Origin of the sequence: uncultured Mediterranea sp., from assembly GCF_902493215.1 — a bacterium.
Lineage (GTDB): Bacteria > Bacteroidota > Bacteroidia > Bacteroidales > Bacteroidaceae > Bacteroides.
In genome coordinates, this window is the sequence record NZ_CABUOL010000002.1 from 23,893 (window position 1) to 49,867 (window position 25,975).

Below are 25,975 nucleotides of genomic sequence, written 5' to 3' on the forward strand. Positions count from 1 at the left end.
ACAAATCCGGTGCTTTCAATGGACTAATTTTGGGGTATCAAAACCAAAAACATAATTAGCAAGATGAAAGCATTGATTCTATTTTTTATTTCTTTATGGATGGGCACGCTTCCCTTCTATGCCAAGGAGGGGGACACCACTTCTTCGACTACTACGACGACGGATACGGAAAAAACGGAGAAAAAGAAGATTCCATTAATTCATAAAACCATGGATGATGCAGCAGTTTACTCTCTATCATCTTCTACCGCCTATGCCTATTTATATAATAAGGTGGTCAGTGTAGACCTTAGCGAACTGCCCGGTACTTTTGCCGTTCGTGTCACAAGCCTGTCTACAGGAGAAGAAATCGCTTCGCAGACGGTTTGTGGGTTTGTGGAAATTGACTTGAATTCTTGTGCTGGCGGTACTTATCAGCTCGACATTGTGTCGGAGGATGAGTGGCTGCAAGGAGAGTTTACGTTATAACCAGGCTTTAACTATCCATTTATATGTCCGTTGATACCCATACCGCTTCTTTACTCTACCACTACCTGCGGATGCTTTCCGTACGGGTAGACCGTGGTACAGTCGCCCGCCTGCTTGCCCATCCGTTGGGCAACAGCATGCGGGGGCTGAGCGACGCGTTGGACGGGTTGGGAGTGCGGAATGCCGTTTATCAGCTTCCGCCGGAATACTTCGACCAACTGGAGGTGCCGTTTATTGCAGTGACCCGACAGGCGGAAGCGCCTTTCTGCTTGGTGGAGCGAATAAATGGGACCTCGTTGACGGTGTACACACGTGGCAGGCGGTTAAGAGTAGAACGCGAAGCGTTTCTCCGTATTTGGACGGGCGGCGTATTGGTGGGTGAAGTGACGGCAAATACCAGGCAGGACAGGTACTTCCGCATTTGGAATGTAGCCTATTGGATTCGTCGCTACTGCCTGTTGGTTGCGTGGATGCTGGCCACGGTGCTTGTGGTCGGTTGGGCATCTTCACCGATGGAGGCCTTCTATAGGTTCACGTTGTGTGCGGGTGTATTGGTTTCCTCCGCTATCCTCTATAAGGAAACGGCCGACCGTAATTTCCTGCACCGTTTCTGCCACATCGGCAAGGCGGTGGATTGCAACGCGGTGTTGCAGTCCAAGGGTAGTCGTTTGGCGGGCGTGGGGTTAGGCGAATGGTCGTTGTTCTATTTTCTGACGTTGCTGCTGTTTGTGTTGGTTTCGCCTGCGGGAGGGTGGACGGTTGTGGCGGTGTGTGGGGTTGGTGCATTGGCTTTCACTTTCTATTCGTTGGCGTATCAGGTGTTTGTCGTCCGAAAGGGTTGTATGCTTTGCTTGGTTGTGGATGGGGTGATATGGCTGGGTACGCTACCTTTGTACCGGTTGTGGCAGGCCGATGCCAGTTCGTTTCCTTCGTGGAGTGCTGTGTTTGTGTTGGTCTTGTCGGCAGGCATCAGTTGGAGCCTTTGGCGGCAGGTCGGAGCATGGTTACATGTCGAGGGATTGTATCGGAGATATCAGGCCCGTTGGGCGAGTCTGCTCAGTCCGCAGGCGTTTCGGGCATTGCAGGCGTTGGAGCCTGTGGTAGGCAACCCGCCTCCCGATGGCTTGTGCTTGTGCAACGGAGTGGAGGGGACGGATCGGCTGCTGCTTGTGACTAACCCCACTTGCCGGAATTGTGCCCGTGTCCATCCGCAATTGGAGGCATTGGCGGCAAGTGTACCGGTGTCGTTGCTTCTGTTGACGTTCCCTCACGATGCGATGGGGCAGCGGGTAGCGCAGACGGTGATGGCTACCGGTCGGGTTGGCGGATGGAGGCAGGCGTTGGATGTGTTGGGCGCTTGGTTCAGGATGGGGCAGTTACCGCCGGATACCGTACCGCCTACAGCAGAAGATGTGGAACAATGGAAGCGTCAGCAACTCTATTGTGTGGAGCAAGGATGGAATCGTACCCCTTGGGCTGTGGTGGGCAACCGTCCGATGCCGGAGGCGTATGAGATACAGGACTTGAAATATGTGTTGGCATAAAGATATTGTTTTTCGCGAAAACAACGGCTGTTCTTGGATTTCAGCCTGAAATAAAGTCCGAAAATAAATCGTGTATGACATTAAATTTTGAGAATCATGAAAAATTTAAATTCTTTTAAGGCGTTTGAATTGGGCAAGGCTCAAATGAATGCGATTGCTGGCGGAGCAAAGTGTAGTGCGCATATCTTGTTGGGTGGTGGTGATTTTCTGACAATTGACGCTTCCAATCCTGATATGACCAATGATGAGTTGGCACAAGGACTTCACGACAAGTATGATGATTTGTATGGTGGTGAAAATGTGATAGTTAATTGTCCATAAAATGAATGTGGATGAGATATTTAATCATCTGATTATTAGGTTTTAAGGATTGGGTATCTATGGTGCCTATGGTAACTGGTAGATACCTAATCCTATTATATAAAGCGAATTTTTTTTACTTATAATTTTCTTTTAGAATGAAAGTTTATCATCCACTTCTTCTCTTGATGTTGACCTTTGCAGGTTGCAGTCTGAGGGCACAGATGCCTTCCAATAAGAATATCAGTTTTACAATATCGCTTGACAGTGCTCTTGCTTCCTATGAGCAATGGGTGTACATGTGGCATTATGAAGGAAATGATTTTACGGTCGACGACTCTACGTTTGTAAAGAAGGGACAAAAGGAAATAACCCTTTACGCCCATGCCGATGAAGAAAGATGGTTCAATTTTTTGTTTTCAAAAAAAGGTCCCATAGACTGGTATACTATTCTGGGACCCAATACGGTTGCAACCGTAGCATTGTCGATTACGGATTCCGCTATAAATCCTTCAAAAAAAATAGAAGGGGCATCAGCACACAATGAAAATTTGTGTAATGTGCAACGAAAATATGAACTGAACTCGCAGATGCGCGACCTTGCTGCCCAGCTGAGTGTTCCTGCTCTTTCAGCGAATAAAAAGGACAGCATTCAACATGCGATTGAATCCCTCGGGCAGCAATTGGATGCGATTTCTTTGGAAACCGTACTTCATTCTCCTTCTACCTATAATACGTATGGCAGTTTGATGAAATTGAAAAGCAAGATTTCCCGCGATTCATTGGTAACCCTTTGTCGGATAGCACAAAAACGTTTCCCTGCCGACAAGAAGATTGAACGTTTGTTGCATAATCAAAGAACGGTTGCTTCTCCGGAAAGTGAGCAAAGCAAAGCGTTGGCAGCCCGTATGAATAAGATAAAACAACGGCGGTTGAATGAGGAATTGATGAGCGGTGAACCTTCAGTTCCTTCGCAACAGACTAAGGTGAAAGATATTGGAAAAATTTCATTGAAGTCGGATAATGGCAAACAGATAGTTGTGGGTGAATTGAAAGGTGAATATGTGTTGATAGATTTTTGGGCAAGCTGGTGCATACCTTGTCTGGAGGGATTGCCTTATATCAGACAGGCCAAAGAAATCTGTGGAGACAAACTGACGGTTTGTATGATTTCTATGGACAAGAATCTGAATACGTGGAAAGAGAATATCAAGAAACAAAAGTTGGATGCATTTATCAATCTGAACGTTTATGACGAGTCCGGTAAAATGAATGAAGGAGTGCAGGCATTGGGGATAGATGCCATTCCGTACAATGTATTACTTGACAGCCAACATCGGATTGTCGCAACCGACTTGCACAAAAAGGCGTTGCTTGACAAACTGTATGAATGGATGAAATAGAATGAAATCCTTTTCCCATTACATCCAACACGACCAAATGGACTGCGGCCCCACCTGCCTGCGTATGGTGGCGGCCCACTACGGCAAACGCTACTCGCTGGAAGGACTGCGCGAAAAGAGTTTCCTGACCCGCGAGGGAGTGTCGATGCTGGGTATCAGCGAGGCGGCGGAACGCATCGGGCTACGGAGCCTGTGCGTGCAGGTGGACTACGAACGGTTGAGGGAAGCGCCCCTGCCGTGCATCGTGCATTGGAACCAGCAGCACTTCGTGGTGGTGTATCGCATGGACGGGCGGCACGTGTGGGTGGCCGATCCGGCGGCGGGGAAGTTGAAATATACACGGGAGGAGTTCTGCCGCTGCTGGCTCAGTGCGAAGAAGGACGGGCTGGATACGGGCGTAGCGTTGCTGCTGGAACCTGCGCCGGAATTCTATACACAGGAAGACGACGGCGACGAGGGGGAGATGGACCGGAAGGGATTCGCCTTCATGTATTCGTACCTGCGGCCTTACAAACAACTGGTGGGGCAACTGCTGCTGGGGCTGCTGCTGGGCAGCGGGATACAGCTGATGCTGCCTTTCCTGACACAGAGCGTGGTGGACTTCGGCATCAACAACCAGAATCTGGGTTTCATCTGGCTGGTGCTGGTGGCACAGCTGACGCTGACCTTCAGCAGCGCGGCGGTGGAGTTTATCCGTGGATGGATTCTGCTCCATTTGGGCACACGCATCAACATTGCCCTCATCTCCGACTTTCTGGCCAAACTGATGCGCCTGCCCATGGGCTACTTCGACACGAAGATGACGGGCGACATCCTGCAACGCATCAATGACCACACCCGCATCCAGAACTTCCTGACGGGCAGTAGCCTGAGCGTGGTGTTCTCCACGTTCAACATCGTGGTGTTCGGGGCGGTGCTGCTGCTCTACAGCCCGCTGGTGTTCTTCATCTTCATGGGGGGCAGTGCGCTCTACGTGGCCTACGTGTGGCTGTTCATGAAGAAGCGGGCGGAGCTGGATCACAAACGCTTTGCCCAGCAGAGCGCCAACCAAAGCAGCGTGGTACAGCTGGTGACGGGTATGCAGGAAATCAAACTGAGCGCGTGCGAGCGACAGAAACGGTGGGAGTGGGAACGGATACAGGCACGCCTGTTCCGGGTGAACATCCGAAGCCTGGCCCTGCGGCAGTATCAGGATTCGGGCGCGGTGCTTATCAACCAGACAAAGAACGTAATCATCACGGGGCTGGTGGCCAGCTTCGTGGTGCAGGGCGACATGACGCTGGGCATGATGATGTCGGTGCAATACATCATCGGGCAGCTGAACAGCCCGGTGAACGAACTGATAGGTTTTGCGAGGGATATGCAGGACGCCCGCCTGAGCATGAACCGCCTGAGCGAGGTGCGCGACAAACCGGACGAGGAACCGGCCGGACGGGAAACCGTGCAAGACATACCCCGCGGGCAGGACCTGCGGATGGAGAACCTGTGCTTCAAGTACGACCCGCTGGCCGAGACGTCTACGCTGGACCGTATCGGACTGCGGGTGGAGGCAGGAAAACAGACGGCCATCGTAGGCATGAGCGGCAGCGGGAAGACAACGCTGGTGAAACTGCTGTTGGGTTTCTATCCGCCTGCGTCGGGCAGCATCATGCTGGGCGATGTGCCGCTGGAGGCCTACAGCGTGAGGGAATGGCGGAAACGGTGCGGGGTGGTGATGCAGGACGGGTTCATCTTTTCGGACACCATTGCGGGAAATATTGCTCCGGGAGTGGAACACATCGACAAGGAACGGCTTCGCCGGGCGGCGCAGATGGCCTGCATCGATGACTTTGTTGACGGCCTGCCGCTGGGATACAATACCCGCATCGGCAGTGAGGGGCATGGACTGAGCCAAGGGCAGAAGCAGCGTATCCTGATAGCGAGGGCGGTGTATAAGGATCCGGAATTCATCTTCTTCGACGAGGCGACCAATGCGCTGGACGCCAACAACGAACGGCGTATCATGGAGAACCTGCAACGCTTCTTTGAAGGAAGGACTTCGGTGGTGGTGGCCCACCGCCTGAGTACCGTGCGCCATGCCGACAAGATAGTGGTGATAGATCGTGGACGCATCAGCGAACAGGGTACGCACGAGGAACTGATAGCAAGGGGAGGGCAGTACTACAGGCTGGTGAAGAACCAGTTGGAAATATGAAACGAACGGTTGGTGATTGGCGATGGAACAGAAAGAGATAGAACTGAGGAGCGAGGAAGTGCAGGAGATTTTGACACGGCCTCCGCATGCGCTGGTGCAATGGGGCATCACGGTGTTCTTCGGAGTGCTGGCCCTTATTTTTGTGGGCGGATGCTTCTTCAAGTATCCCGACACGGTGGACGCTACCGTGACGGTGACCACCGAACATCCGCCGGTGTGGATTGTGGCCAAGGGAAGCGGCAAGCTGAAAGAACTGTATCGGCACGATCGGGATTCGGTGAGGGCAGGCGACATCATTGCCGTACTCGACAATCCGGCAGTGACGGCCGACGTACTGGCACTGAAAGAGGAACTGGCGGCATTCACCGTGACAGACAGCTGCGTACGGGCTGTACGTTTCCCCGAAAAACGGGCACTGGGAAGCATACAGACGGCTTATGCCTCGTTTTTGAGAAGCTTGACGGACTATCGCAACTTTCTGGCATTGGACCTGTACCGGCAGAAACTGGAGGCGACGGCGCGGGAACTGAAGGAATACCGTACCTACATCGGGCACCTGCAACGGCAGGTGGAGCTGGACAAGCAGCAGAGTGCTATTGCAGAGACTGTGCACGCCCGGGAGAAAGGCCTGTACGAAGGAGGTCTCATAGCTAAAGCTGAATATGAGAAGGCGCAACAGGAACTATTGTCCAAATGGCAGGGAACAGAGCAACTGATGACTTCGCTGGCTACGGCACGCATTCAGGAAGCCCAGCTGGAACAAAGCCTGATAGAGACGGAAATGGAACGGGAGCGGGAAGAGAACACGCAGCTGACCGCCCTGAAAGCGGCGTTGGGTGAACTGAAAACACAGATAGATGACTGGGAACTGGCCTTCCTGTTCGTCAGTCCGGCGGAAGGTATCTTGTCCTATAATAACGTATGGCAGAAGAACCAGAATGTGAACAGCGGTGACAAGGTGTTTTCGGTCGTAGCCGAAGATATGGGGGCTGTCATCGGGAAAATCAAGTTGCCGGAATCGGGTTCGGGGAAAGTGAGGCCGGGGCAGCGGGTGAATATCAGTGTGGCGGGGTATCCGTATATGGAATTCGGTTTCCTGACGGGGTGTGTGCAGACGGTGTCGCTGTTGGCCGATGAGGAAGGAATGTACACGGTGACTGTAAGCTTGCCGCAGGATTTGCGCACGTCCTACGGCAAACGGCTGGACTTCGGAGGTGAATTGGCGGGGACGGCACAGATTCTGGCCGACGAGCGGAGTGTGACGGCACGGTTGCTGGAGCCTTTGCGTTATTTGAAGGAAAAGTATTTGTAGGATGTTTGGATATGACAGGTTGTACTCCAGAGGTCAAGCCTGAAAACGTGGTTTCCGTCTTTTGTACTTCACTCAGTTTGCACTATCTTTGTCCTCCGGAAGGAGGAGAACGGAACAATGACCGAGCGCAAAATCATTCACATCGACATGGATGCCTTCTATGCGTCCGTGGAACAGCGCGACAACCCCGAACTGCGCGGCAAGCCCATCGCCGTGGGACATGCGGAGGAGCGGGGCGTGGTGGCTGCCGCCAGCTACGAGGCACGCCGCTATGGGGTGCGTTCGGCCATGTCGTCGCAGAAGGCGCGGAGGCTGTGCCCGTCGCTCATCTTCATCCCCGGGCGGATGGAGGTATATAAAGAGGTGTCCCGACAGATACATGAAATCTTCCACGAATATACGGACCTCATCGAGCCGATTTCACTCGACGAGGCTTTCCTCGACGTGACCGTCAACAAGCCGGGCATCCCGCTGGCGGTGGACATCGCCCGCGAAATCAAGCGGAAGATACGTAGCGAACTGAACCTGGTGGCATCGGCCGGCGTGTCCTACAACAAGTTCCTGGCCAAGATTGCTTCGGACTACCGCAAGCCCGACGGACTCTGCACCATCCATCCCGACCAGGCACTGGACTTCATTGCCCGCCTGCCCGTCGAGAGCTTCTGGGGCGTGGGCCCTGTCACGGCCAAACGGATGCATCTGCTGGGTATACACAACGGGGCGCAGCTCCGGGCACGCTCGCTGGAGATGCTGACAAGGGAGTTCGGCAAGGTGGGGGCGGTGTACTACGACTTTGCCCGGGGCATTGACCTGCGGCCGGTCGAGGCGGTACGCGTGCGCAAGTCCATCGGGTGCGAGCATACGTTGGAGCGGGACATCAGCCGCACGTCTTCGGTCATCATCGAGTTGTATCATGTGGCGGTGGAGCTGGTGGACCGCCTGAAACGCAAGGACTTCCACGGCAACACGCTGACACTGAAAATCAAGTTCCACGACTTCCGGCAGATAACCCGCAGCCTGACGCAGCAGGGGCAGGAACTGACGGAATTGTCCGTCATCCTGCCCCTGGCCAAGCGGTTGCTCCGCGAAGTGGATTATGAAGAACATCCCATACGGCTCATCGGCCTGTCGGTGTCCAATCCGCGCGAAGAGGAGGCGGACCGGCACGGTGTATGGGAACAGCTCAGTTTTGAATTCAGCGACTGGAAAGGTTGAGCCTTACCGTCCGCTTTCGGTTATCATTTGTTTGAGTTTGTTGTTCAGTTCATCGGCTTCCAGCAATTGTTCCAACGTGAGGTGCATGCGGTAGCGCCAATAGTGACGTGGGTTGGCCGGAACGTTGATGCGCTCCTCGGCAGCATTGGGATTGCGCAGCTGCCCGCTGATGGACATCCAGTCCTGAAAAGAAAGGATGCAGAGCATGGAGTTGCTGGCAAGATGGTTGCGCACCACTTCTTCACAGATTTCCGGACTGGCCGGACTTGGTGCGGTGCCGTAGTGTCCCAATGCATGGTTGTAATAGCGTTGGGTCTGCTGATGGTCTTCTTCCCACCAGCCGCGCAGGGTGGACATGTCGTGCGTGGAGATGGTGCACACCGAACGGTAGGGGTACCATTCGGGATGGCCGAATTCCTGTGAAGGGTCTTTGGGCATGCGCTGTATCTCGAGCGATAGAATGCGGAGTTCGTTCATGACCCAGGCTACACAGGCGGGTATCATGCCGAGGTCTTCGCCACAAACCAGCATGCGCGTGGATTGGGTGAGCTGAGGCAGTTTCTTCATGGCCTGCTGCCCCCAGAAATCGTTGTGACGGTGGTAGTAGTACTGGTCGTAAAGACGGTTGAAGGCTGCCTTTTCCCAATCGTTCAGTGCACGGTAGATGTAGTCGTGCTGTACGCCGATACGGGGGTGATACTTGTTGGGATCATGACGGTCGGGGACAAACAGGACATCGCTGATGAGGGCATAAAGTCCGTCGCGTATCCAGATGCTGTCGGCATCGGTCTTGCCGGCAAAATAGGCTTCGACCTTGCGTTGGGTATCGAACTCGGGGCGCATGCGGTATACTTCCCAGGTGTCGGTCGGCTCGATGAAGGTTTGCTTCACGTAGTCGGTATGGGGGCCGAACATCTGTCCCAGGAAATATTCGTGTATATAAGGCTTCAGGAAGAAGTCGCGCCGGAAATGCAGACCGTAGCTCTCGATTTCTTCGCGTGTCATGGGCAGGGCCGGTACAAATTGTCCCAGCAGGCCGTGAACGGCGTCCATCGGTATTTCCCAGATGCGGAAGAAGCCAAGAATATGGTCGATGCGGTAGGCATCGAAGTATTCGGACATCTTACGGAAACGCTTCATCCACCAGGCATAGCCGTCTTTTTCCATGACATCCCAATTGTAGGTGGGGAAACCCCAGTTCTGGCCGTTGACCGAGAAATCATCAGGCGGTGCACCGGCCTGTCCGTTCAGGTTGAAGTAGTGGGGCTCTTTCCATGCTTCCACACTGTTGCGGCTGATGCCGATGGGAATATCACCTTTGAGTACGACTCCATTGGTGCGGGCATGTCGTGTAGCAGCCAGCAGCTGGCAGTGGAGCTGATACTGTATGTAATAGTAGATGGCGATATTCGGATATTCGGCTGCTTCCGGCTGGCATAGCTTGGCTATGTCTTCAGCGCAGTAAGTTGAGTATTGGGGCCACTCACGGAAGTTGGGAGTGTGGTAAATGTCGCGCAGATAGCTGAATGCTGCATAGGGTTGCAACCACTCTTTGTTGGCTTCGAAGAAAGTCCGGAAGTCGTCCGACTGCAATACTTTTTCGCCTTCTTGGGCAAAAATCAGCCGGAAGTATTCCCACTTGACCTGGTTTACGGCTTCGTAGTCGATACTTGGAAGGGCATTCAGTTCCTTACGGCGTTGTTCGAAACGCGCCATCTGATCCGCATCCTTCAATTGCCCCAATTGGCGCAAGTCGGTATACATGGGGTGGAAGGCGTAGATGGAGATGCTGTTGTAGGGATAAGAATCTGTCCAGGTATGGGTCATGGTCGTGTCGTTGATGGGCAGTATCTGTACGACTTTCTGGCGGGTTAATACGGCCCAGTCAATCATGCGGGTCAGGTCACCGAAGTCGCCTACGCCGCAGCTTCCTTCAGAACGGAGCGAGAATACGGGGATAGCCGTACCGGCACCTTTCCAGGCCGGCAGGTTGAAGAACACATAACGGTCACCGATGGCCAGTGTCTCGTCGGCTCCCAGTTTCGGGTCGGCCATATAGCGGTTCGGATTGTTTTCCCATGCTACAACACGTTTTTCTTTCTTGTTGTAAAGCACAAATTTATATTCCAGCGGGAAGGTCAGTCTGGAGGCATCTATCTCCACCTGCCATTCGGGAAAGTTGGCATCGCTCATAAGGACAGCCTTGTCCGGATTCCAGTTGCCTAACGCCTTGACGCTTCCGCAAATGGCCAGACAATGGTCGTTGTCTATACAGGGAGCGTATGCCTTGATCAGCAATCCCTGCTTGTGGCTTTTGGGAGCTTCGGTCCGGTCGGGATGGGCCAGCAACGATTCTGTAAAGGCTGAGGTATAGAAATACTGTTGTTCCGGAAGGAGCTTCCAACTATCTTCCAGCCGATACGTTTTTGAGGAATGGCCGGCCAGATAGAGGGTACGTGGCAAACCGTTCCACTCGTTGCGGACAACCTCTCCGTTACGGCATACATGATAACTGTAGCGGACGATACCGGTTTCGGGCAGTTGGATTTCAACTTCCGATGTCCAGTGGATGCCGTCCACCGTGTGCAAGGCAAGCATCCGGCCTGCCTCGTTATTTCCAAGTTCGGGGATGGAACCTGATACTCTGATTTCTTCTCCCCAGTTGGTACGGTACTCGATATTAAACGATAGTATCATATTATTAGATTTATAAAAATAGCTGCAATGACTATGCAAGTATAGACAATTATCTTCATAGTCATGCAGCTATATTTATGCAAGTGTTTCAAATTCCTATGCAAACGTTTGTGTTTGCCACATCCTTATCCGCAACGTGAAGCGCCGCAAGTCTTGCAGATGAGACAGCCTTCCTGGTAAACCAGTGTCTCGTTTCCGCAATTGGGGCATTTCTGGCCTTTGGCTTCGGTTCCGTCAAGGACATATTTCTTCAGTGCGCGTTCTACTCCGTTTTTCCAGGTATTGATGTTCTCGCTGTCGAGTTGCAGGGAGCCTACCAGCTTGATAACTTGCTCGATAGGCATCCGGTAGCGCAATACACCTGAAATCAGTTTGGCGTAGTTCCAGTATTCTTTGTTGAACTTTTCGGACAGTCCTTCGATGGTTACCTTGTAGCCGCGCTTGTTTTCGAACTGGAAGTCGTAGCGCTTGACGCCGTTTTCGTCCACGTTCTTGATGATATGGCCTGTCGTAACATTCTTTGGAAGGATGATACCTTCGTCGTCGTCCAGCACACCGGTGAAGATTTCGTAAGGATGTCCGTTGAGCAGTCCGACAAAGGCTACCCATTTCTCTTTGTTGTTCTGGAAACGAACGACATCGGCATCCAGTACTTTCGGACGGGTCTCGACAATCGTAGGCGGCTTGCAGGGAGGTAAATCTTCTTTCTTGTCGCTCTTGGTGGAGATGAGTACTCCGGAACGCGAACCGTCGCGATAGACTGTACAGCCCTTGCATCCCGAACGCCAGGCTTCTACATAGAGGCGGTTGACCAGATCTTCGTCTACGTTGTTGGGAAGGTTGATGGTAACGCTGATGGAATGGTCGACCCATTTCTGGATACGGCCCTGCATCTTGACTTTCATCAGCCAGTCAACGTCATTGGACGTCGCTTTGTAGTAAGGAGAGCGGGCTACCAGTTCGTCGATTTCTTCCTGGGTATAACGTTTGGCCGGGTTGAGGCCTTGTGCTTCCATCCAGGTAACAAATTTGGGATGGAACACAATATATTCTTCGAAAGCATCGCCAGTCTCGTCGACAAAGTCGATACGTACATTGGTGTCGTTGGGGTTTACTTTACGGCGACGTTTGTATACAGGCAGGAAGACAGGTTCGATACCTGAAGTCGTTTGGGTCATCAGACTGGTTGTACCGGTTGGAGCGATGGTCAGGCAGGCGATATTTCGACGGCCGTATTGAACCATGTCTTCGTATAGTTTGGGGTCGGCTTCGCGCAGACGTGCGATAAAGGGATTGTTCTTTTCGCGTTCGGCATCATAAATCTCAAAAGCACCTCTTTCCTTGGCCATTTCTACAGACGAACGGTATGCGCTGAGAGCAATGGTCTTGTGTACCTTTTCTGAGAATTCGGTTGCTTCTTCGGTTCCGTAGCGCAGATTCAGAGCTGCCAGCATGTCGCCTTCTGCTGTGATACCTACACCGGTACGTCGGCCCTGACCACTTTTCTTGTAGATCTTTTGCCACAACGTGCGCTCAGTCTCTTTGACTGAATCGCTTTCCGGGTCCGAATCAATCTTTTCCATAATCCGTTCAATCTTTTCCAATTCCAGATCGATGATGTCGTCCATGATGCGTTGGGCCAGGCTGACATGTTTCTGGAACAGATCGAAATCGAAATAGGCATCGGCCTTGAAGGGATTCACTACATAGGAATATAGGTTGATGGCCAACAGGCGGCATGAATCGTAAGGACAGAGAGGTATTTCACCACAAGGATTGGTGGAAACTGTACGGTACCCCAGATCGGCATAACAGTCGGGTACCGATTCACGGATGATGGTGTCCCAGAACAGTACTCCCGGTTCGGCAGATTTCCATGCGTTATGCACTATCTTTTTCCAGAGAGTACTGGCGTCGATTTCTTTTTTGACCAGGGGATCGCTCGAATCGATAGGGTATTGTTGGACATAAGTGGTACCGTCGATAGCAGCCTGCATGAAGGCGTCGTCAATCTTGACCGATACGTTGGCGCCGGTCACCTTGCCTTCGGTCATCTTGGCATCGATAAATGCTTCCGAGTCCGGATGCTTGATAGATACGCTCAGCATCAGGGCACCGCGACGGCCATCTTGCGCTACTTCGCGGGTCGAGTTGGAATAACGTTCCATGAAAGGTACCAATCCGGTGGACGTGAGAGCCGAATTTTTTACTGGAGAACCTTTGGGGCGGATGTGTGAAAGATCATGTCCGACTCCTCCGCGTCTTTTCATCAGCTGTACCTGTTCTTCGTCTATTTTGAAAATGGCTCCGTACGAATCGGCTTTACCGTCTACCCCAATCACAAAGCAGTTGGACAGAGAAGCTACCTGATAGTCGTTCCCGATACCGGTCATTGGGCTTCCTTGAGGTACAATGTACTTGAAGTGGTCCAACAGGTTGAACAGCTCTTCTGCGTTGAGTCCATTGGGGTATTTGGCTTCAATGCGGGCAATTTCGTTGGCAATACGCCAATGCATGTCTTCGGGGGACTTTTCGTAAATGTTCCCAAAAGAATCCTTGACCGCATATTTGTTTACCCAAACTCTGGCGGCCAGTTCGTCACCTTGGAAGTATTGTAAAGATGCTTCGAAGGCTTCTTGGTAAGTGTAAGTTCTTCTTTCCACGATATTATGTCCTTATTAGTATTAATTGTTCTTATTAGTAAATGGAGTAGAGGTTTTGCTTAAGGATAACAAATGATTTTGCAAATCTATGAATGTTTTTTTATTCGGCAAAATAAATGGAGGCCTTTTTTTTACAGGAAGTGAAGTTTCTGATTTGATATGAGTATCTGTCTGTTTTATAGTGTTTTATTAAAAATGTATTTGCTTTAAGTTTGTCTAAAAGGAAAATTCTTGTTGATTTTCAAATATTGCGGAATGTCTGTTTGGAGAAGATCGAACTGAAGGTTTGCAGCTCTAAAGAGTGCGTTTTTGATGAATCTTTTATATATTTGCCAGAAAAAAGATAGTATGGAAACCTTGAAACAGAGAAGAACAATCCGAAAGTATCAGCAGAAAGATATTCCTGCCGATTTGTTAAATGATTTGTTGGAAACGGCCTTCCGGGCTTCAACCGTTGGGAACATGCAGACCTACAGTGTGGTTGTGACACGTGATGCCGGGCGTAAGGCTAAGTTGGCACCGGCTCATTTTAATCAGCCAATGGTGACGGAAGCTCCTGTAGTGCTGACTTTTTGTATAGACTTGAACCGTTTCAGCAAATGGTGCCGGCAGAGGGCTGCCGAGCCTGGGTATGATAATTTCGAATGGTTTGTAACCGGAGCGGTAGACGCTCTTTTGGCGGCACAGACCTTTTGTGTGGCAGCCGAGGAAAAGGGACTGGGAATCTGTTACCTTGGTACGACAACCTATAACCCGCATCAGATTATTGAAATATTGGAGTTGCCGGAACTGGTTTTTCCTATAACGACTGTTACCGTGGGGTGGCCGGCTGAAAATCCGAACCAAGTGGACCGGTTGCCGCTGGAAGCTATTGTGCACGAGGAAGTGTACCACGACTATTCGGCCGAAGATATTGACAAGCTGTATGCTTACAAAGAATCTTTGCCTGAAAACCGTAAATTTGTGGAGGAGAACCATAAAGAAACATTGGCACAAGTCTTTACCGATGTGCGGTATACGAAAAAAGATGCAGAAGCAATGTCCGAATTGCTTTGGCAGACAATGAAAAAGCAGGGTTTTTGAGCCCTGCTTTTTTATGAAAACTATTGTTTCAGAGATTTCTGAATTTCTTCAAGTTCTGCAGAGAAGGGCTTGTTGACTTCTCTTAGCTCGCTGATTGTCTTGCAAGCATGAAGTACGGTGGCATGGTCCTTACCGCCAATCAGAGAACCTATCTTGGACGTTGAAAAGTCTGTATAGTTTTTTGCCAGATACATGGCTATCTGGCGGGCCTGTACCACATCTCTCTTTCTCGACTTGGAATGAATGGCATTGGTGTCGAGTCCGAAATGGCTGCACACTGCCTGGATAATGTTGTCTACCGTTATGGCCTTGTTTTCCGTATGCGAAACTTTGCGTACGATTCTTTGGGCCAACTCCAAATCCACTTCTCTGTTGTATATGGTCGAATGGGCCATAATGGAAATAATGATGCCTTCCAGATCGCGGACGCTGTCGCTTACATTTTCAGCAATGTAGTTGATTACCTCGGGAGGGAACTGCAGACCGTCACGGCGTATCTTGTTGCGCAGGATGTCTTTGCGCAGCTCGATGGTCGGTTTTTCCAATTCGGCTACCATACCCCATTTGAAACGGGTAATGAGTCGCTCTTCCATACCTTGCAGGAGCACAGGGGCACGATCGGAAGTCAGGATGAGCTGCTTGCCGTTCTGATGCAGGTGGTTGAAGATATGGAAAAAGGTGTTCTGTGTCTTGGTGACTCCTGCAAATTCCTGAATGTCATCAATGATAAGTACATCAATGGTTTGGTAGAAGTTGATGAAGTCGTTGGTCGTATTGTTGCGTACCGAGTCAGTATATTGCACCTGAAAGAGATGGGCTGAAACATACAACACTCTCTTTTCCGGGTATAGTTCCTTGATTTTGGTACCGATGGCATTGGCCAAGTGGGTTTTGCCTACGCCTGAAGCTCCGTAAAAGAACAATGGATTAAAGATTGTTTTTGCCGGATTGAGTGCTACAGCTTCGGCTACACTGCGTGATAATTTGTTGCTTTCTCCTTCTATAAATGTATCAAAGTTGTAGTCCCTGTTCAAATGAGGGTCAAGTTCTGCTATTTGAGGAGTTTGAGGTATATTCTTCGTAACAACTTTTCGTGTAGGAAGAGCTGAAGAGGTTGCACCGGCATGAGTGGGCAAAGGTACAGCTGTGGGAGGGTTCTTTACAACCATCACACTATACATCAGTTTGGCACCTTCACCAAACACTTTATGAATTGTTTGTCGTAACAGATCCAGGAATTTCTCTTCCAGAAACTCATAGAAGAACTGGCTCGGCACCTGAAGGTACAACGTATTGTCCTCAAATTTTAAGGGGACAATCGGGCAGAACCAAGTCTTGTATGTCTGTTCAGGAACGTTGTCCCGGATGATGTCGAGGCACGCGTTCCATTTTCCGACATGATTGTTGTTACTCATAACGGTTACTAATACATTTATTAATTAAGCAAAACTTCTACGCTTGCAAAATTGGCAATCTTATTTGGAAAAAACAAATGCGTTTTTTCTTGCTTTTTTCAATGTGTGAATAATCCCTTTACTTTCAGCTCTTTATATATATGCAGGTAAATGATACCTGGAGAAAGCAATTTGGATTTCTTGAAGCTCTTGATTACTAGTGTATTATGCTAGCTCTTGGATAGGTATTCTGTTTTTATTCCAGCTCATGGGAAATGTCTTTTAATGCTTTGAATACCTATCTTTTCGGGCATCTTTGGCTGATAAAGAACAAGCTTTGTTATTTAGACAATTTCTATATAGTCGATTATTTGTCCTTTTTGCCAAAGAGGGAGAAATGAACGTATCGCTTGGGATGTGCCTGTAAGTCCTGAAGCAGACTTGCCGCATTGGCTGTGGTTGCATTCAGGTTGTTATAAAGTCCCGGATCGTTCAACAGCAGGCCTATGGTATTGTCTTTACTTGTCAATTTTTCTGTAATACTTCTTACATTGGCCAGTGTGGAGTCGACTTTCTCCATGGCAGCAGCATAATCAATCTGTTTCAGATTATTGGACATAACGATGAAGTTGTCTCCTAAGGTGTTCAATTTACCTGTCAGTTGTGGTATGTCGTTGCTCATAAGCGTTTGCAGTTGTTTACTGGTAGAAGCCAGACTGGCCGTCAGGTTCTGTACATTCTGCAAGGTAGCCGGAATGGCAGGGCTGGCAAGTACCGCGTTGAGTGAAGTCAGGATAGAATCCAGCTTGGGCATCATTTTTTCTATTTGTGGAACCATATTGGCCACTTTCTCCATCATGCCATTGTTCAGATTGCCAGGAATGGTGTCACCTATTTCATAGCGTTCCCGTGGATTGTTGGCCAGCAGCAGGTTCATGCGCACTCCTCCCAGCATTTCGGCTGCCAGTTCGGCGCTGCTGCCTTTGGGAATCCGTAAATCGGGTTCCACATCGATTTCAGCCAATACATTTCCCGGATTGTCGTAGTCGTAGTATAATTCTCGGACAATGCCTACACGAAAGCCGTCAGCATACACGGGACTCGATTTGGTCAGTCCGTTTACATTGTTGAACTTGACGTAGAAGTAGCTGGCTGGCTTGAACATGTGGATTCCTTTCAGGTAATTGATGCCATAAACCAATAGACACAGTGCTATGATACCTGCAATACCTATTTTAACTTCTTTCGTAATATACTTCATGATGATTTGTCTTTTTTATAGGGTTTTTATTTTTTGTTCTTTTTAAATTCGCGAATGGCTGTTGCGGTGTCCATCTTCTTCCCGTTTTTGAACGCGATGATGAACGCATCCTTTATTTTGGATGAAACCGTTTTCTTGAGCCGGAGTATCTCATTGTAGTCGGTTGATTCTCCATAGGTGTATTTATACATACCGTTTTCCTTATAATGCTTCACACCCTTCAGGCCTTTGAACTGTCTGTCGTTTGCGGAAAGAGGTTTGGTAGATGTCAGGATTTGTATCTTGAATACAGGCACTTGAGGTGTCGGAGAAGTTGCCGGCTTTGCTTTCGGTACCGTAGGTTTCGGAGCGGGGACTTTTTCCTGTACAGGTGCATCTGCAGTTGGTGCTGCTTCAGGTGCCGGCAAGTCGGTGGCTGCCTGGCCTTTCAGACGTATTTCCTGCTCCTTCTTATAGGTGAGAAAAGCGCGGAAGATACTGTTGGCCAATGTCTTTCTTCCGTTGTCGCTGTTGAGGTAGCGTTCTTCCTGCGGATTGGAGATGAATCCCAATTCAACCAGGATACTGGGCATGGCACTGGCCTTCAATACAAGGAAACCGGCCTGATGTACACCGCGGTCGATTCTTTTTCCTGTCTGCTTGAATTCTTTCTGTACCAGAGAAGCCAAATGGACACTTTGGGACATGTATTTGTCTTGCATGAATTCGAATATGATGTACGATTCGGATGAATTGGGGTTGAAGCCCGCATAGCGGGTTTTGTAATCGTCCTCATACAGGATAACCGCATTCTCGCGTTTGGCTACTTCCAGGTTGGCGTCCGACTTGGCAAGACCGAGTGTCCACGTAGAGGCACCCTGTACGCTTTTGCTTCCTCCTACAGAATTGGTGTGGATGGAGATGAACAGGTCGGCCTTGACATTGTTGGCTATTTCAGCTCTGCGCGCCAGTGGAATAAAGACATCTCTGTCGCGTGTATAAACGACTTTGGTATCCGGACAGTTTTCTTTGATCAGGTTGCCCAGTTGGAGAGCTACTCCCAGATTGATGTTCTTTTCTTTGGATATTTTTCCGATGGCTCCGGGATCATGTCCTCCATGTCCGGCGTCGATGACCACCACGAATTTGTGGGATTGGGCTTCGGCGGAACAGAAAGGAAGGATCAGCACCAAAAGGCTGATGGTCCATGATAGTATGTGAAGTCTGTTTAATCGCATATATATAAATGTGTGTGCAAATGTAGTGTAATTTTGCCGAAAACTGGCGGATTGCTTTAGGTTTTATTCTTTTTCCACTTTTTTTGAGGCAGTTTTTTGGCTTGTGGAGAACATCTTTCGTCAATAGGAATTAATTTTGCAGCCGTTTTTTATTAGGGAGTCCTGTAAGGCACAGGACTTCCACTGATAATGAATTTCTTGTCAAAAAAGAATATGTGGTTTGATTCATTGATACGTTTTTTGAAGAACTGGACTTTGCCGGTTGCGATGATTGCCGGTACGTTGGCTTATTTCCTGTTTGCCAAAGTGGAGTTTCTTGCACTGGCCAAGCCTTTGGTCAACGGGCTGGTGGCTGTACTGACCCCTTTACTGATTTTTGCCCAGCTCCTGCTTACTTTCTGCAAGGTCGAGGTCTGTGACTTGAAGCCTAAGGCATGGCACGGCTGGTTGTTGTTGTTTCAGACGGTATCCTGCCTGGTGCTGGCTGGCTTGCTTGTGTTTTGTCCGATGAACGAGCTGTATCGGGAGGTATTCGAGGGGGCTATGGTTTGCCTGATTTGTCCTACGGCTACCGCTGCTGCGGTCATTACGGGCAAGCTTGGAGGCAGCGCTGCCAGTCTGACTACCTATACGTTGGCTTCCAATCTGTTGGCAGCCGTTGCGGTTCCGCTGGTATTTCCTTTGGTAGAACCTCATGCCGATGTAACTTTCTGGCTGGCCTTTTTGAAAATTCTCAGCAAAGTGTTCCCGTTGTTGTTGTGTCCCTTCTTTCTGGCATGGTTGTTGCGTGTTTGGATGCCTGGTGTGCACCGCTGGTTACTGGAGCGTCATGATGCCGCGTTCTATTTATGGGGAGTGGCTTTGGCTATAGTTTCAGGGCAGACGGTCCGTTCGTTGGTCAACAGTACGGCGCCCGGCTATGTAGAGGTGCTGATTGCTTTGGCCGGTCTGGTTACTTGCTGCCTGCAGTTCTACTTGGGAAAACGCATTGGCGGGCATTACAAGGAACGTATCAGTGGAGGTCAGGCTCTCGGCCAGAAAAATACGGTATTGGCCATTTGGATGGCTTATACCTATTTGAACCCTTTGTCATCAGTTGGTCCCGGCTCTTATGTCCTGTGGCAGAATATCATAAACTCCTGGCAGTTGTGGAAGAAGCGTAAACGGGAGTAAAGAAGATCCGGTACGGCAGGGTATTATCAAAATATCTACTCATATAGGTAATTGAAATAAAAACATATTGCAGGGAAAGTAAAAGTGGCTGATTTTCAGTGAAAAGACTTTCTACCCCTTTCTGGAAAACGGGGAAAGCCTTTCCCTCAGGAGGGGAAACCCTTTCCCTTTAAAAGGGAAGACCTTTCTCCTTTAAAGGGAAAGGGTTTCACTCTGAATGAAAAAGATGGGGAAACTAGGAGGTTGGCGTAATCAAAAGCCTGTATAAGGGGATGAGCCATCGTCGTAGCAGGCGGAGCTTGAACCATTGTTTGCCGCGCCGCAGCCATTTTTCATCCAGGCAATCTTGGAGGCTGCCATCCGGATGGCGGATAGAGAGCAGGATTCCCAAAACGTCTTCCCGACGAATTCGTTCGATGCGTCCCAGATTACCGTCGCCCATCATCAGCAGGTGGTTACCCTCACGTCCTACATAGCGGTGTATCATGTACTGTCCCTTCCAGCGATAGAACAGGCAAGTCCACAGGCGAAGTTCTTGGCCTAAGGGGCAAGGAGCTATCACTACGTTATCCTTACCTCCGATGATGAAGGGATACATGCTATTTCCTCCGATGTGCAGGGTAACGTTCCGTCCTTCTTTCAGGATTGTTTCCGCTTCGGCCAGGAAACTGTTTGACAAGGTTATCTTTTTCATAGGCCGAAGATTGTTTTACAGGAAAGCCGGGCAGCTGCGGCGTCGGGCAGGCATTCCAGATGGAAGGAAGGTACTTGCAACAGAAGAGGGTCCAAAATGCTACAGATTCCTTCATACAGGTTCTCGTCGTAAGCGAAGGCTGGTGGGCAAGAAGGGTGCAGGGATGCGTAGGCTTGCAGGGCGGGCAACCGAGTTATACGGTTGTGCGGAGCCTGGGAGAGGCGGACGCAGGCGGCCACTGGATAGCATTCGTTTTTATAGCAGGGTGTCTTTCCACTCCAAGGACTGCCATACAGGTAGGGTTTCCCATGGGTGATACGCAAGATAGGACTGTCGTCGTTCAGCAGCGCTGAACCCGGTATGTGTTCGCACCATAGGCGGGTATGTGTGCTTTTTCCGGTACCGCTTTCTCCTAAGAAGAGGACAGCTGTATCGTGGTAGATGATGGCACTGGTATGTATGGCTACTGTTTGATAGGGGAGAGCAATGAGACCGAATCCAATCCAGCAGGCGAAGCGGAGTAGTTGTCCGTCCAGGGAGCCGTGCAGGTATACTTGGTCTTTGTCCGTCCAAAGTGCCAGCTGTTTGTCCTGAGAGGAGGCTATATGGAGCACGAATCCCTTCTCATATCGGCTAAGGCTTTGGTGTACGCCTTCTATGTCTGCTTCGTAAAACGGTGTTTTGATTTGCGGGGCTTCTTCTGCTGTCAGGTGAAACTCTCCTGTAATCTTGCTTTGGTTTACGTACAAGAAGGGTGTGAAGCCATTTAGTGAGGCCAAGGCTTCAGTCAGTTCTTTTCCATGAAAACGGACGATATGTCCGGCTATTGAATAAGTTTTTTCCATAAAAATATAATGTTATGAATGATTTTCTGTCAAGGGCGGTAATTATCCAGGTCTAGAATCCGATTACAGAGGGCAAACGGAGCCTCGTGATGTGAAATGATCAGCAGTGTCAGTTCCCTGTGCTGTTCGCACAGATGGAGAAGACTGCGGTTTATTTCTTGTTCAGTATGCGGGTCGAGAGCTGAACTGGCTTCGTCCAGTAGTAACACTCGGGGTTCTTTATACAGTGCGCGGGCAATGCCTATACGTTGCTTCTGTCCTCCAGACAGGCGGTTTCCGGTTTCCAGCATCGGAGTGTCTAATCCGGCGGGTAATGCGTCCAGCCAGTCGGCCAAGTCTACCTCTTTCAGGACATTTCGTGCCTTTTCCCGGTCGGGGTTAGGGAGACCGAAGGCGATGTTGTAAAGTAGCGTTTCGTCGGCTATAAAAATTTCCTGCGGTACGTAACCCACTATCCGGTGCCAGTCAGCACGGTTACTCAAAGTCAGTTTTTGGCCGTCGATGCGGATTTCACCTTCGGTGGGCTCCAAAAAACCTAGTAGTAGGTTGAATAGCGTCGTTTTGCCCGAGCCGTTTGTTCCGCGTATGCCGACTCGTTCTCCGGGGGTAATGGTCCAGTTGATTCGCCGGAATAGTAAATGCCCGTCGGGGAAGGCGTAGGATAGGTTGCGTATCTTTATCTGCTGTCGGAAGTCGAGCGGAGCGGGGGTGGTTGGATCGGGTGATTGGAAGGTCAAGCCTTTGTGGATCGTGTCTAGTATATGTGCGGTATTTTGCAGAGTGGCGTAGGCTCCCAGTAACATTCGGATGGCGGGAATCAGTCGGAAAGAGACTAAGGCAAATATACCGCCGGAGAGGCTTAAGTCTCCCCGTCCGGCTAAGGTCAATGTGGCCATACCTAAGATGAGGGCTGTTTCAGAAATGAATAGGGGAAATTGCTGGTACATGTCGGCGCGTAACCGATTGTATGCGATGGTCTCAGCCCCTTGTTCAAAAGAGTGGAGGGATTGAGCGAACGTTTGTGAAATTTCTATTTCGGGATATCCGCGGAAAGTTTCGGATACAATTCGTGTCTGCTTGCGGCGTGCCTCCAGTTCTTCTCTCCCATATTTGTGTAAGTGCTTGCGGGATAGGTGGCTATAGGCTACAGACAGACTGGCGAATAGGGTAGCTAACAGTAAGCCTGCTATTGGCTCCTGGACTAGCAGTACGGTTAATAACAACAGGGATAGGATACCTTCGCTACAGAATCGGAAGAAAGATGCCAGAATGCCTTGGCCAAACAGATAACAGGTATAATTTACTTCGTGGGTCAACCGGTTGCTTCCTTGGTTTTTCAAGTGGAGAATTCCTCGGCGGAAATGGTTGACAAACAGTTGGAGGCTTACTGCACGGTACGAGTCCAATTGGAAACGAATTTGTATGCGGATCAACCACATTGCCAACAAGTTCTTTAAAGAAACGAATAGGAAAGCGACACCACATAGCAGCAATGGTGAGGGTGAATGCTCTCCGGGCTTCAAAATGACCCATAGCGCAGGAAATAAAACAGCTATGCCCATAAAGTCCAACAACGCTCGTAGGATGGAAGCTAATAAAACGCGATGCATCCGTTTACGCAATTTGGGTGGCAACAGTTGCCGGATGTGATGATAAAAGTTTTTTCTCATATGTAATATAAGTATATCATACCAAGTCTTGAAACCCTGCAGACGTTTACTCTCTGAAACAGATAGGTAATGTTAGGAGGGGTTTATGGTACCTGGAAAAGGGATTTATGGATATAAAGGCAAAAAAAAAGTATTTTTTTCTTTGTGGTTCAAATTAAATTAATCATATTTGCACCAGATTTTCATTGAAGCATGAGAAAAGGTATGTGAATTGAACTGTGCAAAGATAGAAAATATTTATAAATTAACAGTGTACTAACAATTAAAATCGAAAGAAAATGGAAGAAAAAATGAATTACGTAGCTCCCGAGGTGGAGATTGTAGAAGTAGAAGTGGAAAAGGGTTTTGCTGCATCAGGTACTGATGTTCCCGGTGGTGGCGTAGATCCGTTCTAACGAATGGATTGCTTTGTTAATAGTATTAATGTATTAATTTATTTGTGTTTAATCAAAACATTTTGCGATGAAAAGAGTTTTATTCTGTGCGGGGATTTTGGCTCTGGCAGCCAGCTGTGCTGAAGACCAGTTTGAGTCGGTACAAGTTCCCCAAAATCAATTGAAGGGTATTTCCTTCGGGGCTGAATTGGCTCAAGCTCCCGCTACACGTGGTGACTTGGCTTACAATGAGGATACCAAAGCGTATGACTTCTTCTGGTATGCGGAGAAGGATAAAATTAACATCTGGAGTACCAATACGACTGCCACAGGAAGCAATGTGGCAACGAGTGGAACTTCTTGGAGTAAGGATAACAAGGCGCAGTACAAGGCTACCCAATCAGCTGCCCGTGGTGTGTTTACCGGTTATCAGGATGATAATATTTTGGATTTCCAGTACGGTCCAGATGATATTGATATGACGGATCCGGATGATGTAGAAGCTAAGAAGTCTCAGTTCTTCGCAGTATATCCTACCACGTCGACTGTGGAGGATATTACAGACGGTAAGTTCCGTATCGGTACGCTGCCTGCATTGAATGCTCAGGACCAGACGGCAAAGAACGGTAGTGACGTTACTTCCAAACTGATGATGTATTCGTTGACTGAGGCTGTGGCTGAAAACAGCTATGATGCAGTAGGTGAAAAAATCGACTTGAAATTTGTTCGTCCGTTTACAGCTATGGTATTCAAGAGCGAAGGTGTGGATGCTTATAAGGAATACTTCGGCAAATTGAAGACTATCAAGATGGAAATGAAAGGCTTCGATAAGAATGCGGATGGCGATACAAATGATGAAGGTGATATCAAACCTTCTATCATTGACTATGGTCAGAGCGGCGTTTCTTACTTGGTAGATACAAAGAATCCGGAAAAATCTAAATTGGTGAAGAGTGATGGTGGTGACATCACAAATTGGGCTAGTGACGTAACGGGTGCTGGAAGCACTATTACACTGAATATTAACGGTGGAACTACCGGTTTGGATTGGACAGATGCCGATGCCGCTTACATGGCTATGAACAATGTAGATCGTGAAGCCTTTGTAGAGGCTGGTGCCAAAGAGAGTGTAGAAATCACCTATGATTTCGAATACATTACTTTACCGAACGCTAATCCTATTGCTACAGCTGCCAACTGGCCTTCTGTAAAGGGTAACAACAACTTCGTAGGTGCTCCTGTCTTGAAGATTGCCGACTATCCGTATTTGGTAACCAAAGACAGAGGAACAAACGAACGCGTGCTGATTGTAAACAGTGGTAAGTTTAATGATATCTTCTTGGAAGGTTCTAACAATGGTCAGATTGAATGGAATGAAGGATCGAATCCTGCTGTTACAGCATTCAACACCATTATCGTGAACGAAGGTGTGGAATTGAGTAAGGCTGAACTGGCTCTGTTGAAGAAGTTCACTGCCCTGAAGTCCATCAAGCTGGCCGAGAATACTGAAATTCCTGCCGGAACCTTCACTCAGACTATACTGAAGGATATCGACTTCCCGAAAGTAACCGTTATTGCTAAGGGTGCATTCGGCGCAAGTGTAGAATTGGAAAATGTGAAGCTGCCCGCTTACGGATTTGAAGATGAAGTGATTGCTAAGGAGATTCTGAAAGATTCTTCACTGAAGACGTTGGACATGAGCGGTGTATCAGCCATGAACGTAGGATTCCCCTCTACCGGTTTCACTTTGACAAATTATACTAAACTGGCTGAAGTAACCGTTCAGGATGGTGTGAAGCTGGGTGCTAACTCGTTCAACGGATGTACTGATCTGGCTACCGTAAATGGTAAGGTTGAAATTGGTGGTGCTGCCGTATTCAAAGGATGTTCCAATTTGGTTACGATCAACGTTGTCAATACAGACATGAAGGCAAGCGCATTCGAAAATTGTACTTCGTTGGAGGAAATTCTGTTCGACGGTGCTCAGGTAGCTCCTACTACGGTAGAAACCAAGGCTTTTGCAGGTTGTACTGCATTGGAAGAATTGGATCTGCGTAATGTGACAGGCGATCTCGGCCAACAGGCTTTCAAGGGTTGTACAGCTCTGTATGGTGAAGTGGTAGACGGAACGAAGAAGGTACTCTACGTAGGCGGTAAGCATATCGGTGAAGGTGCTTTTGATGGTTGTACGTCACTGCAGCATATCGAATTCTTGCAGGCTACTACGTTTGGTAAGGATATTTTGGCCAACACCGGCGCTACTCTGATTCAAGTTCAGTTTGACGAAGTGTTTGATGTGAATTACACTACTTATGGCGCCACTACATTCGGCTCAAATACAACTTCTGTTACATTATTCATTAATCCTTCTCAACCAGTTAGTAATTACGATGACTCTCATCTGTTCTTGAAGGGTGTCAACGGTGGTATCGAATTCAAGGCAGTCCAGTTTAAATAGGACAAATTAT

Annotated in this window: 18 protein-coding genes; 10 read left to right on the forward strand and 8 right to left on the reverse strand. The window is 49.1% G+C overall.

The window, feature by feature from the left end:
• Positions 1-63: 63 nt before the first annotated feature.
• The 7 genes from RDO88_RS01340 to dinB all read left to right on the forward strand — a co-directional run bounded on the left by RDO88_RS01340 (position 64) and on the right by dinB (position 8,436).
• On the forward strand, positions 64-468 hold the full coding sequence (locus tag RDO88_RS01340; RefSeq protein WP_307757651.1) for a DUF3244 domain-containing protein: 405 nt from the start codon (positions 64-66) through the stop codon (positions 466-468).
• Positions 469-491: 23 nt separating this feature from the next.
• Entirely contained in the window at positions 492-2,012 is a 1,521-nt protein-coding gene (locus RDO88_RS01345; protein ID WP_307757652.1) for a vitamin K epoxide reductase family protein, read from the forward strand.
• A 96-nt stretch (positions 2,013-2,108) separates the two neighbouring features.
• A complete protein-coding gene (locus tag RDO88_RS01350) occupies positions 2,109-2,333 on the forward strand; it encodes a hypothetical protein (RefSeq protein WP_307757653.1) in 225 nt (74 codons plus the stop codon).
• Positions 2,334-2,470: 137 nt separating this feature from the next.
• Positions 2,471-3,715 carry a thioredoxin-like domain-containing protein gene (locus tag RDO88_RS01355; protein WP_307757654.1) on the forward strand — a complete coding sequence of 415 codons (1,245 nt, stop codon included), beginning with the start codon at positions 2,471-2,473 and terminating at the stop codon, positions 3,713-3,715.
• Position 3,716: 1 nt separating this feature from the next.
• On the forward strand, positions 3,717-5,909 hold the full coding sequence (locus tag RDO88_RS01360) for a cysteine peptidase family C39 domain-containing protein (protein WP_307757655.1): 2,193 nt from the start codon (positions 3,717-3,719) through the stop codon (positions 5,907-5,909).
• A gap of 22 nt (positions 5,910-5,931) precedes the next feature.
• Entirely contained in the window at positions 5,932-7,221 is a 1,290-nt protein-coding gene (locus RDO88_RS01365; protein WP_307757656.1) for an HlyD family efflux transporter periplasmic adaptor subunit, read from the forward strand.
• 117 nt (positions 7,222-7,338) lie between these two features.
• Positions 7,339-8,436 (forward strand): DNA polymerase IV, encoded by a 1,098-nt coding sequence (gene dinB / locus RDO88_RS01370; RefSeq protein WP_307757657.1) that lies wholly within the window; start codon positions 7,339-7,341, stop codon positions 8,434-8,436.
• Between the two features lie 3 nt (positions 8,437-8,439).
• On the opposite strand, the gene RDO88_RS01375 is transcribed toward dinB, so the two are convergent.
• Together RDO88_RS01375 and RDO88_RS01380 are read right to left on the reverse strand one after the other, a co-directional pair.
• On the reverse strand, positions 8,440-11,133 hold the full coding sequence (locus tag RDO88_RS01375) for a 4-alpha-glucanotransferase (RefSeq protein ID WP_307757658.1): 2,694 nt from the start codon (positions 11,131-11,133) through the stop codon (positions 8,440-8,442).
• Positions 11,134-11,258: 125 nt separating this feature from the next.
• A complete protein-coding gene (locus RDO88_RS01380) occupies positions 11,259-13,796 on the reverse strand; it encodes an adenosylcobalamin-dependent ribonucleoside-diphosphate reductase (RefSeq protein WP_307757659.1) in 2,538 nt (845 codons plus the stop codon).
• 348 nt (positions 13,797-14,144) lie between these two features.
• Here RDO88_RS01380 and RDO88_RS01385 point away from each other — a divergent pair, with 348 nt between their 5' ends.
• Positions 14,145-14,879: a nitroreductase family protein gene (locus tag RDO88_RS01385; RefSeq protein ID WP_307757660.1), complete on the forward strand. Its 735-nt coding sequence runs from the start codon at positions 14,145-14,147 to the stop codon at positions 14,877-14,879.
• A gap of 20 nt (positions 14,880-14,899) precedes the next feature.
• Here the strand turns inward: RDO88_RS01385 and dnaA are convergent, their stop codons facing one another.
• The 3 genes from dnaA to RDO88_RS01400 form a co-directional block, all read right to left on the reverse strand.
• Complete coding sequence (gene dnaA, locus RDO88_RS01390; protein ID WP_307757661.1) at positions 14,900-16,294, reverse strand: chromosomal replication initiator protein DnaA; 1,395 nt, start codon at positions 16,292-16,294, stop codon at positions 14,900-14,902.
• 346 nt (positions 16,295-16,640) lie between these two features.
• Positions 16,641-17,534, reverse strand: a complete 894-nt coding sequence (locus RDO88_RS01395; protein ID WP_307757662.1) for an MlaD family protein — start codon at positions 17,532-17,534, stop codon at positions 16,641-16,643.
• A 26-nt stretch (positions 17,535-17,560) separates the two neighbouring features.
• On the reverse strand, positions 17,561-18,751 hold the full coding sequence (locus tag RDO88_RS01400) for an N-acetylmuramoyl-L-alanine amidase (RefSeq protein ID WP_307757663.1): 1,191 nt from the start codon (positions 18,749-18,751) through the stop codon (positions 17,561-17,563).
• A 213-nt stretch (positions 18,752-18,964) separates the two neighbouring features.
• Here RDO88_RS01400 and RDO88_RS01405 point away from each other — a divergent pair, with 213 nt between their 5' ends.
• Positions 18,965-19,924 (forward strand): transporter, encoded by a 960-nt coding sequence (locus RDO88_RS01405; RefSeq protein ID WP_307757664.1) that lies wholly within the window; start codon positions 18,965-18,967, stop codon positions 19,922-19,924.
• 235 nt (positions 19,925-20,159) lie between these two features.
• Here the strand turns inward: RDO88_RS01405 and RDO88_RS01410 are convergent, their stop codons facing one another.
• From RDO88_RS01410 to RDO88_RS01420, 3 genes are read right to left on the reverse strand one after another with little or no spacing between them, the layout of a single operon-like run.
• A complete protein-coding gene (locus tag RDO88_RS01410; protein WP_307757665.1) occupies positions 20,160-20,618 on the reverse strand; it encodes a hypothetical protein in 459 nt (152 codons plus the stop codon).
• Complete coding sequence (locus tag RDO88_RS01415) at positions 20,615-21,463, reverse strand: hypothetical protein (protein WP_307757666.1); 849 nt, start codon at positions 21,461-21,463, stop codon at positions 20,615-20,617. Before RDO88_RS01415 ends, RDO88_RS01410 begins: the two co-directional genes overlap by 4 nt.
• A 29-nt stretch (positions 21,464-21,492) precedes the next feature.
• Positions 21,493-22,200 carry an ATP-binding cassette domain-containing protein gene (locus RDO88_RS01420; protein ID WP_307757667.1) on the reverse strand — a complete coding sequence of 236 codons (708 nt, stop codon included), beginning with the start codon at positions 22,198-22,200 and terminating at the stop codon, positions 21,493-21,495.
• A 1,395-nt stretch (positions 22,201-23,595) separates the two neighbouring features.
• On the opposite strand from RDO88_RS01420, the gene RDO88_RS01425 reads away from it, so the two are divergent.
• Positions 23,596-25,965, forward strand: coding sequence for a leucine-rich repeat protein (locus RDO88_RS01425; RefSeq protein ID WP_307757668.1), 2,370 nt, complete (start codon positions 23,596-23,598; stop codon positions 25,963-25,965).
• The last annotated feature ends 10 nt before the right edge of the window (positions 25,966-25,975 follow it).

Coding starts and splice junctions, on each gene's coding strand:
- RDO88_RS01350 (WP_307757653.1), top strand. CDS start 2,109: ATGAAAAATTTAAATTCTTTTAAGGCGTTTGAATTGGGCAAGGCTCAA.
- RDO88_RS01415 (WP_307757666.1), bottom strand. CDS start 21,463: ATGGAAAAAACTTATTCAATAGCCGGACATATCGTCCGTTTTCATGGA.
- dnaA (WP_307757661.1), bottom strand. CDS start 16,294: ATGAGTAACAACAATCATGTCGGAAAATGGAACGCGTGCCTCGACATC.
- RDO88_RS01425 (WP_307757668.1), top strand. CDS start 23,596: ATGAAAAGAGTTTTATTCTGTGCGGGGATTTTGGCTCTGGCAGCCAGC.
- dinB (WP_307757657.1), top strand. CDS start 7,339: ATGACCGAGCGCAAAATCATTCACATCGACATGGATGCCTTCTATGCG.
- RDO88_RS01375 (WP_307757658.1), bottom strand. CDS start 11,133: ATGATACTATCGTTTAATATCGAGTACCGTACCAACTGGGGAGAAGAA.
- RDO88_RS01365 (WP_307757656.1), top strand. CDS start 5,932: ATGGAACAGAAAGAGATAGAACTGAGGAGCGAGGAAGTGCAGGAGATT.
- RDO88_RS01340 (WP_307757651.1), top strand. CDS start 64: ATGAAAGCATTGATTCTATTTTTTATTTCTTTATGGATGGGCACGCTT.
- RDO88_RS01405 (WP_307757664.1), top strand. CDS start 18,965: ATGTGGTTTGATTCATTGATACGTTTTTTGAAGAACTGGACTTTGCCG.
- RDO88_RS01345 (WP_307757652.1), top strand. CDS start 492: ATGTCCGTTGATACCCATACCGCTTCTTTACTCTACCACTACCTGCGG.
- RDO88_RS01360 (WP_307757655.1), top strand. CDS start 3,717: ATGAAATCCTTTTCCCATTACATCCAACACGACCAAATGGACTGCGGC.
- RDO88_RS01355 (WP_307757654.1), top strand. CDS start 2,471: ATGAAAGTTTATCATCCACTTCTTCTCTTGATGTTGACCTTTGCAGGT.
- RDO88_RS01395 (WP_307757662.1), bottom strand. CDS start 17,534: ATGAAGTATATTACGAAAGAAGTTAAAATAGGTATTGCAGGTATCATA.
- RDO88_RS01410 (WP_307757665.1), bottom strand. CDS start 20,618: ATGAAAAAGATAACCTTGTCAAACAGTTTCCTGGCCGAAGCGGAAACA.
- RDO88_RS01400 (WP_307757663.1), bottom strand. CDS start 18,751: ATGCGATTAAACAGACTTCACATACTATCATGGACCATCAGCCTTTTG.
- RDO88_RS01385 (WP_307757660.1), top strand. CDS start 14,145: ATGGAAACCTTGAAACAGAGAAGAACAATCCGAAAGTATCAGCAGAAA.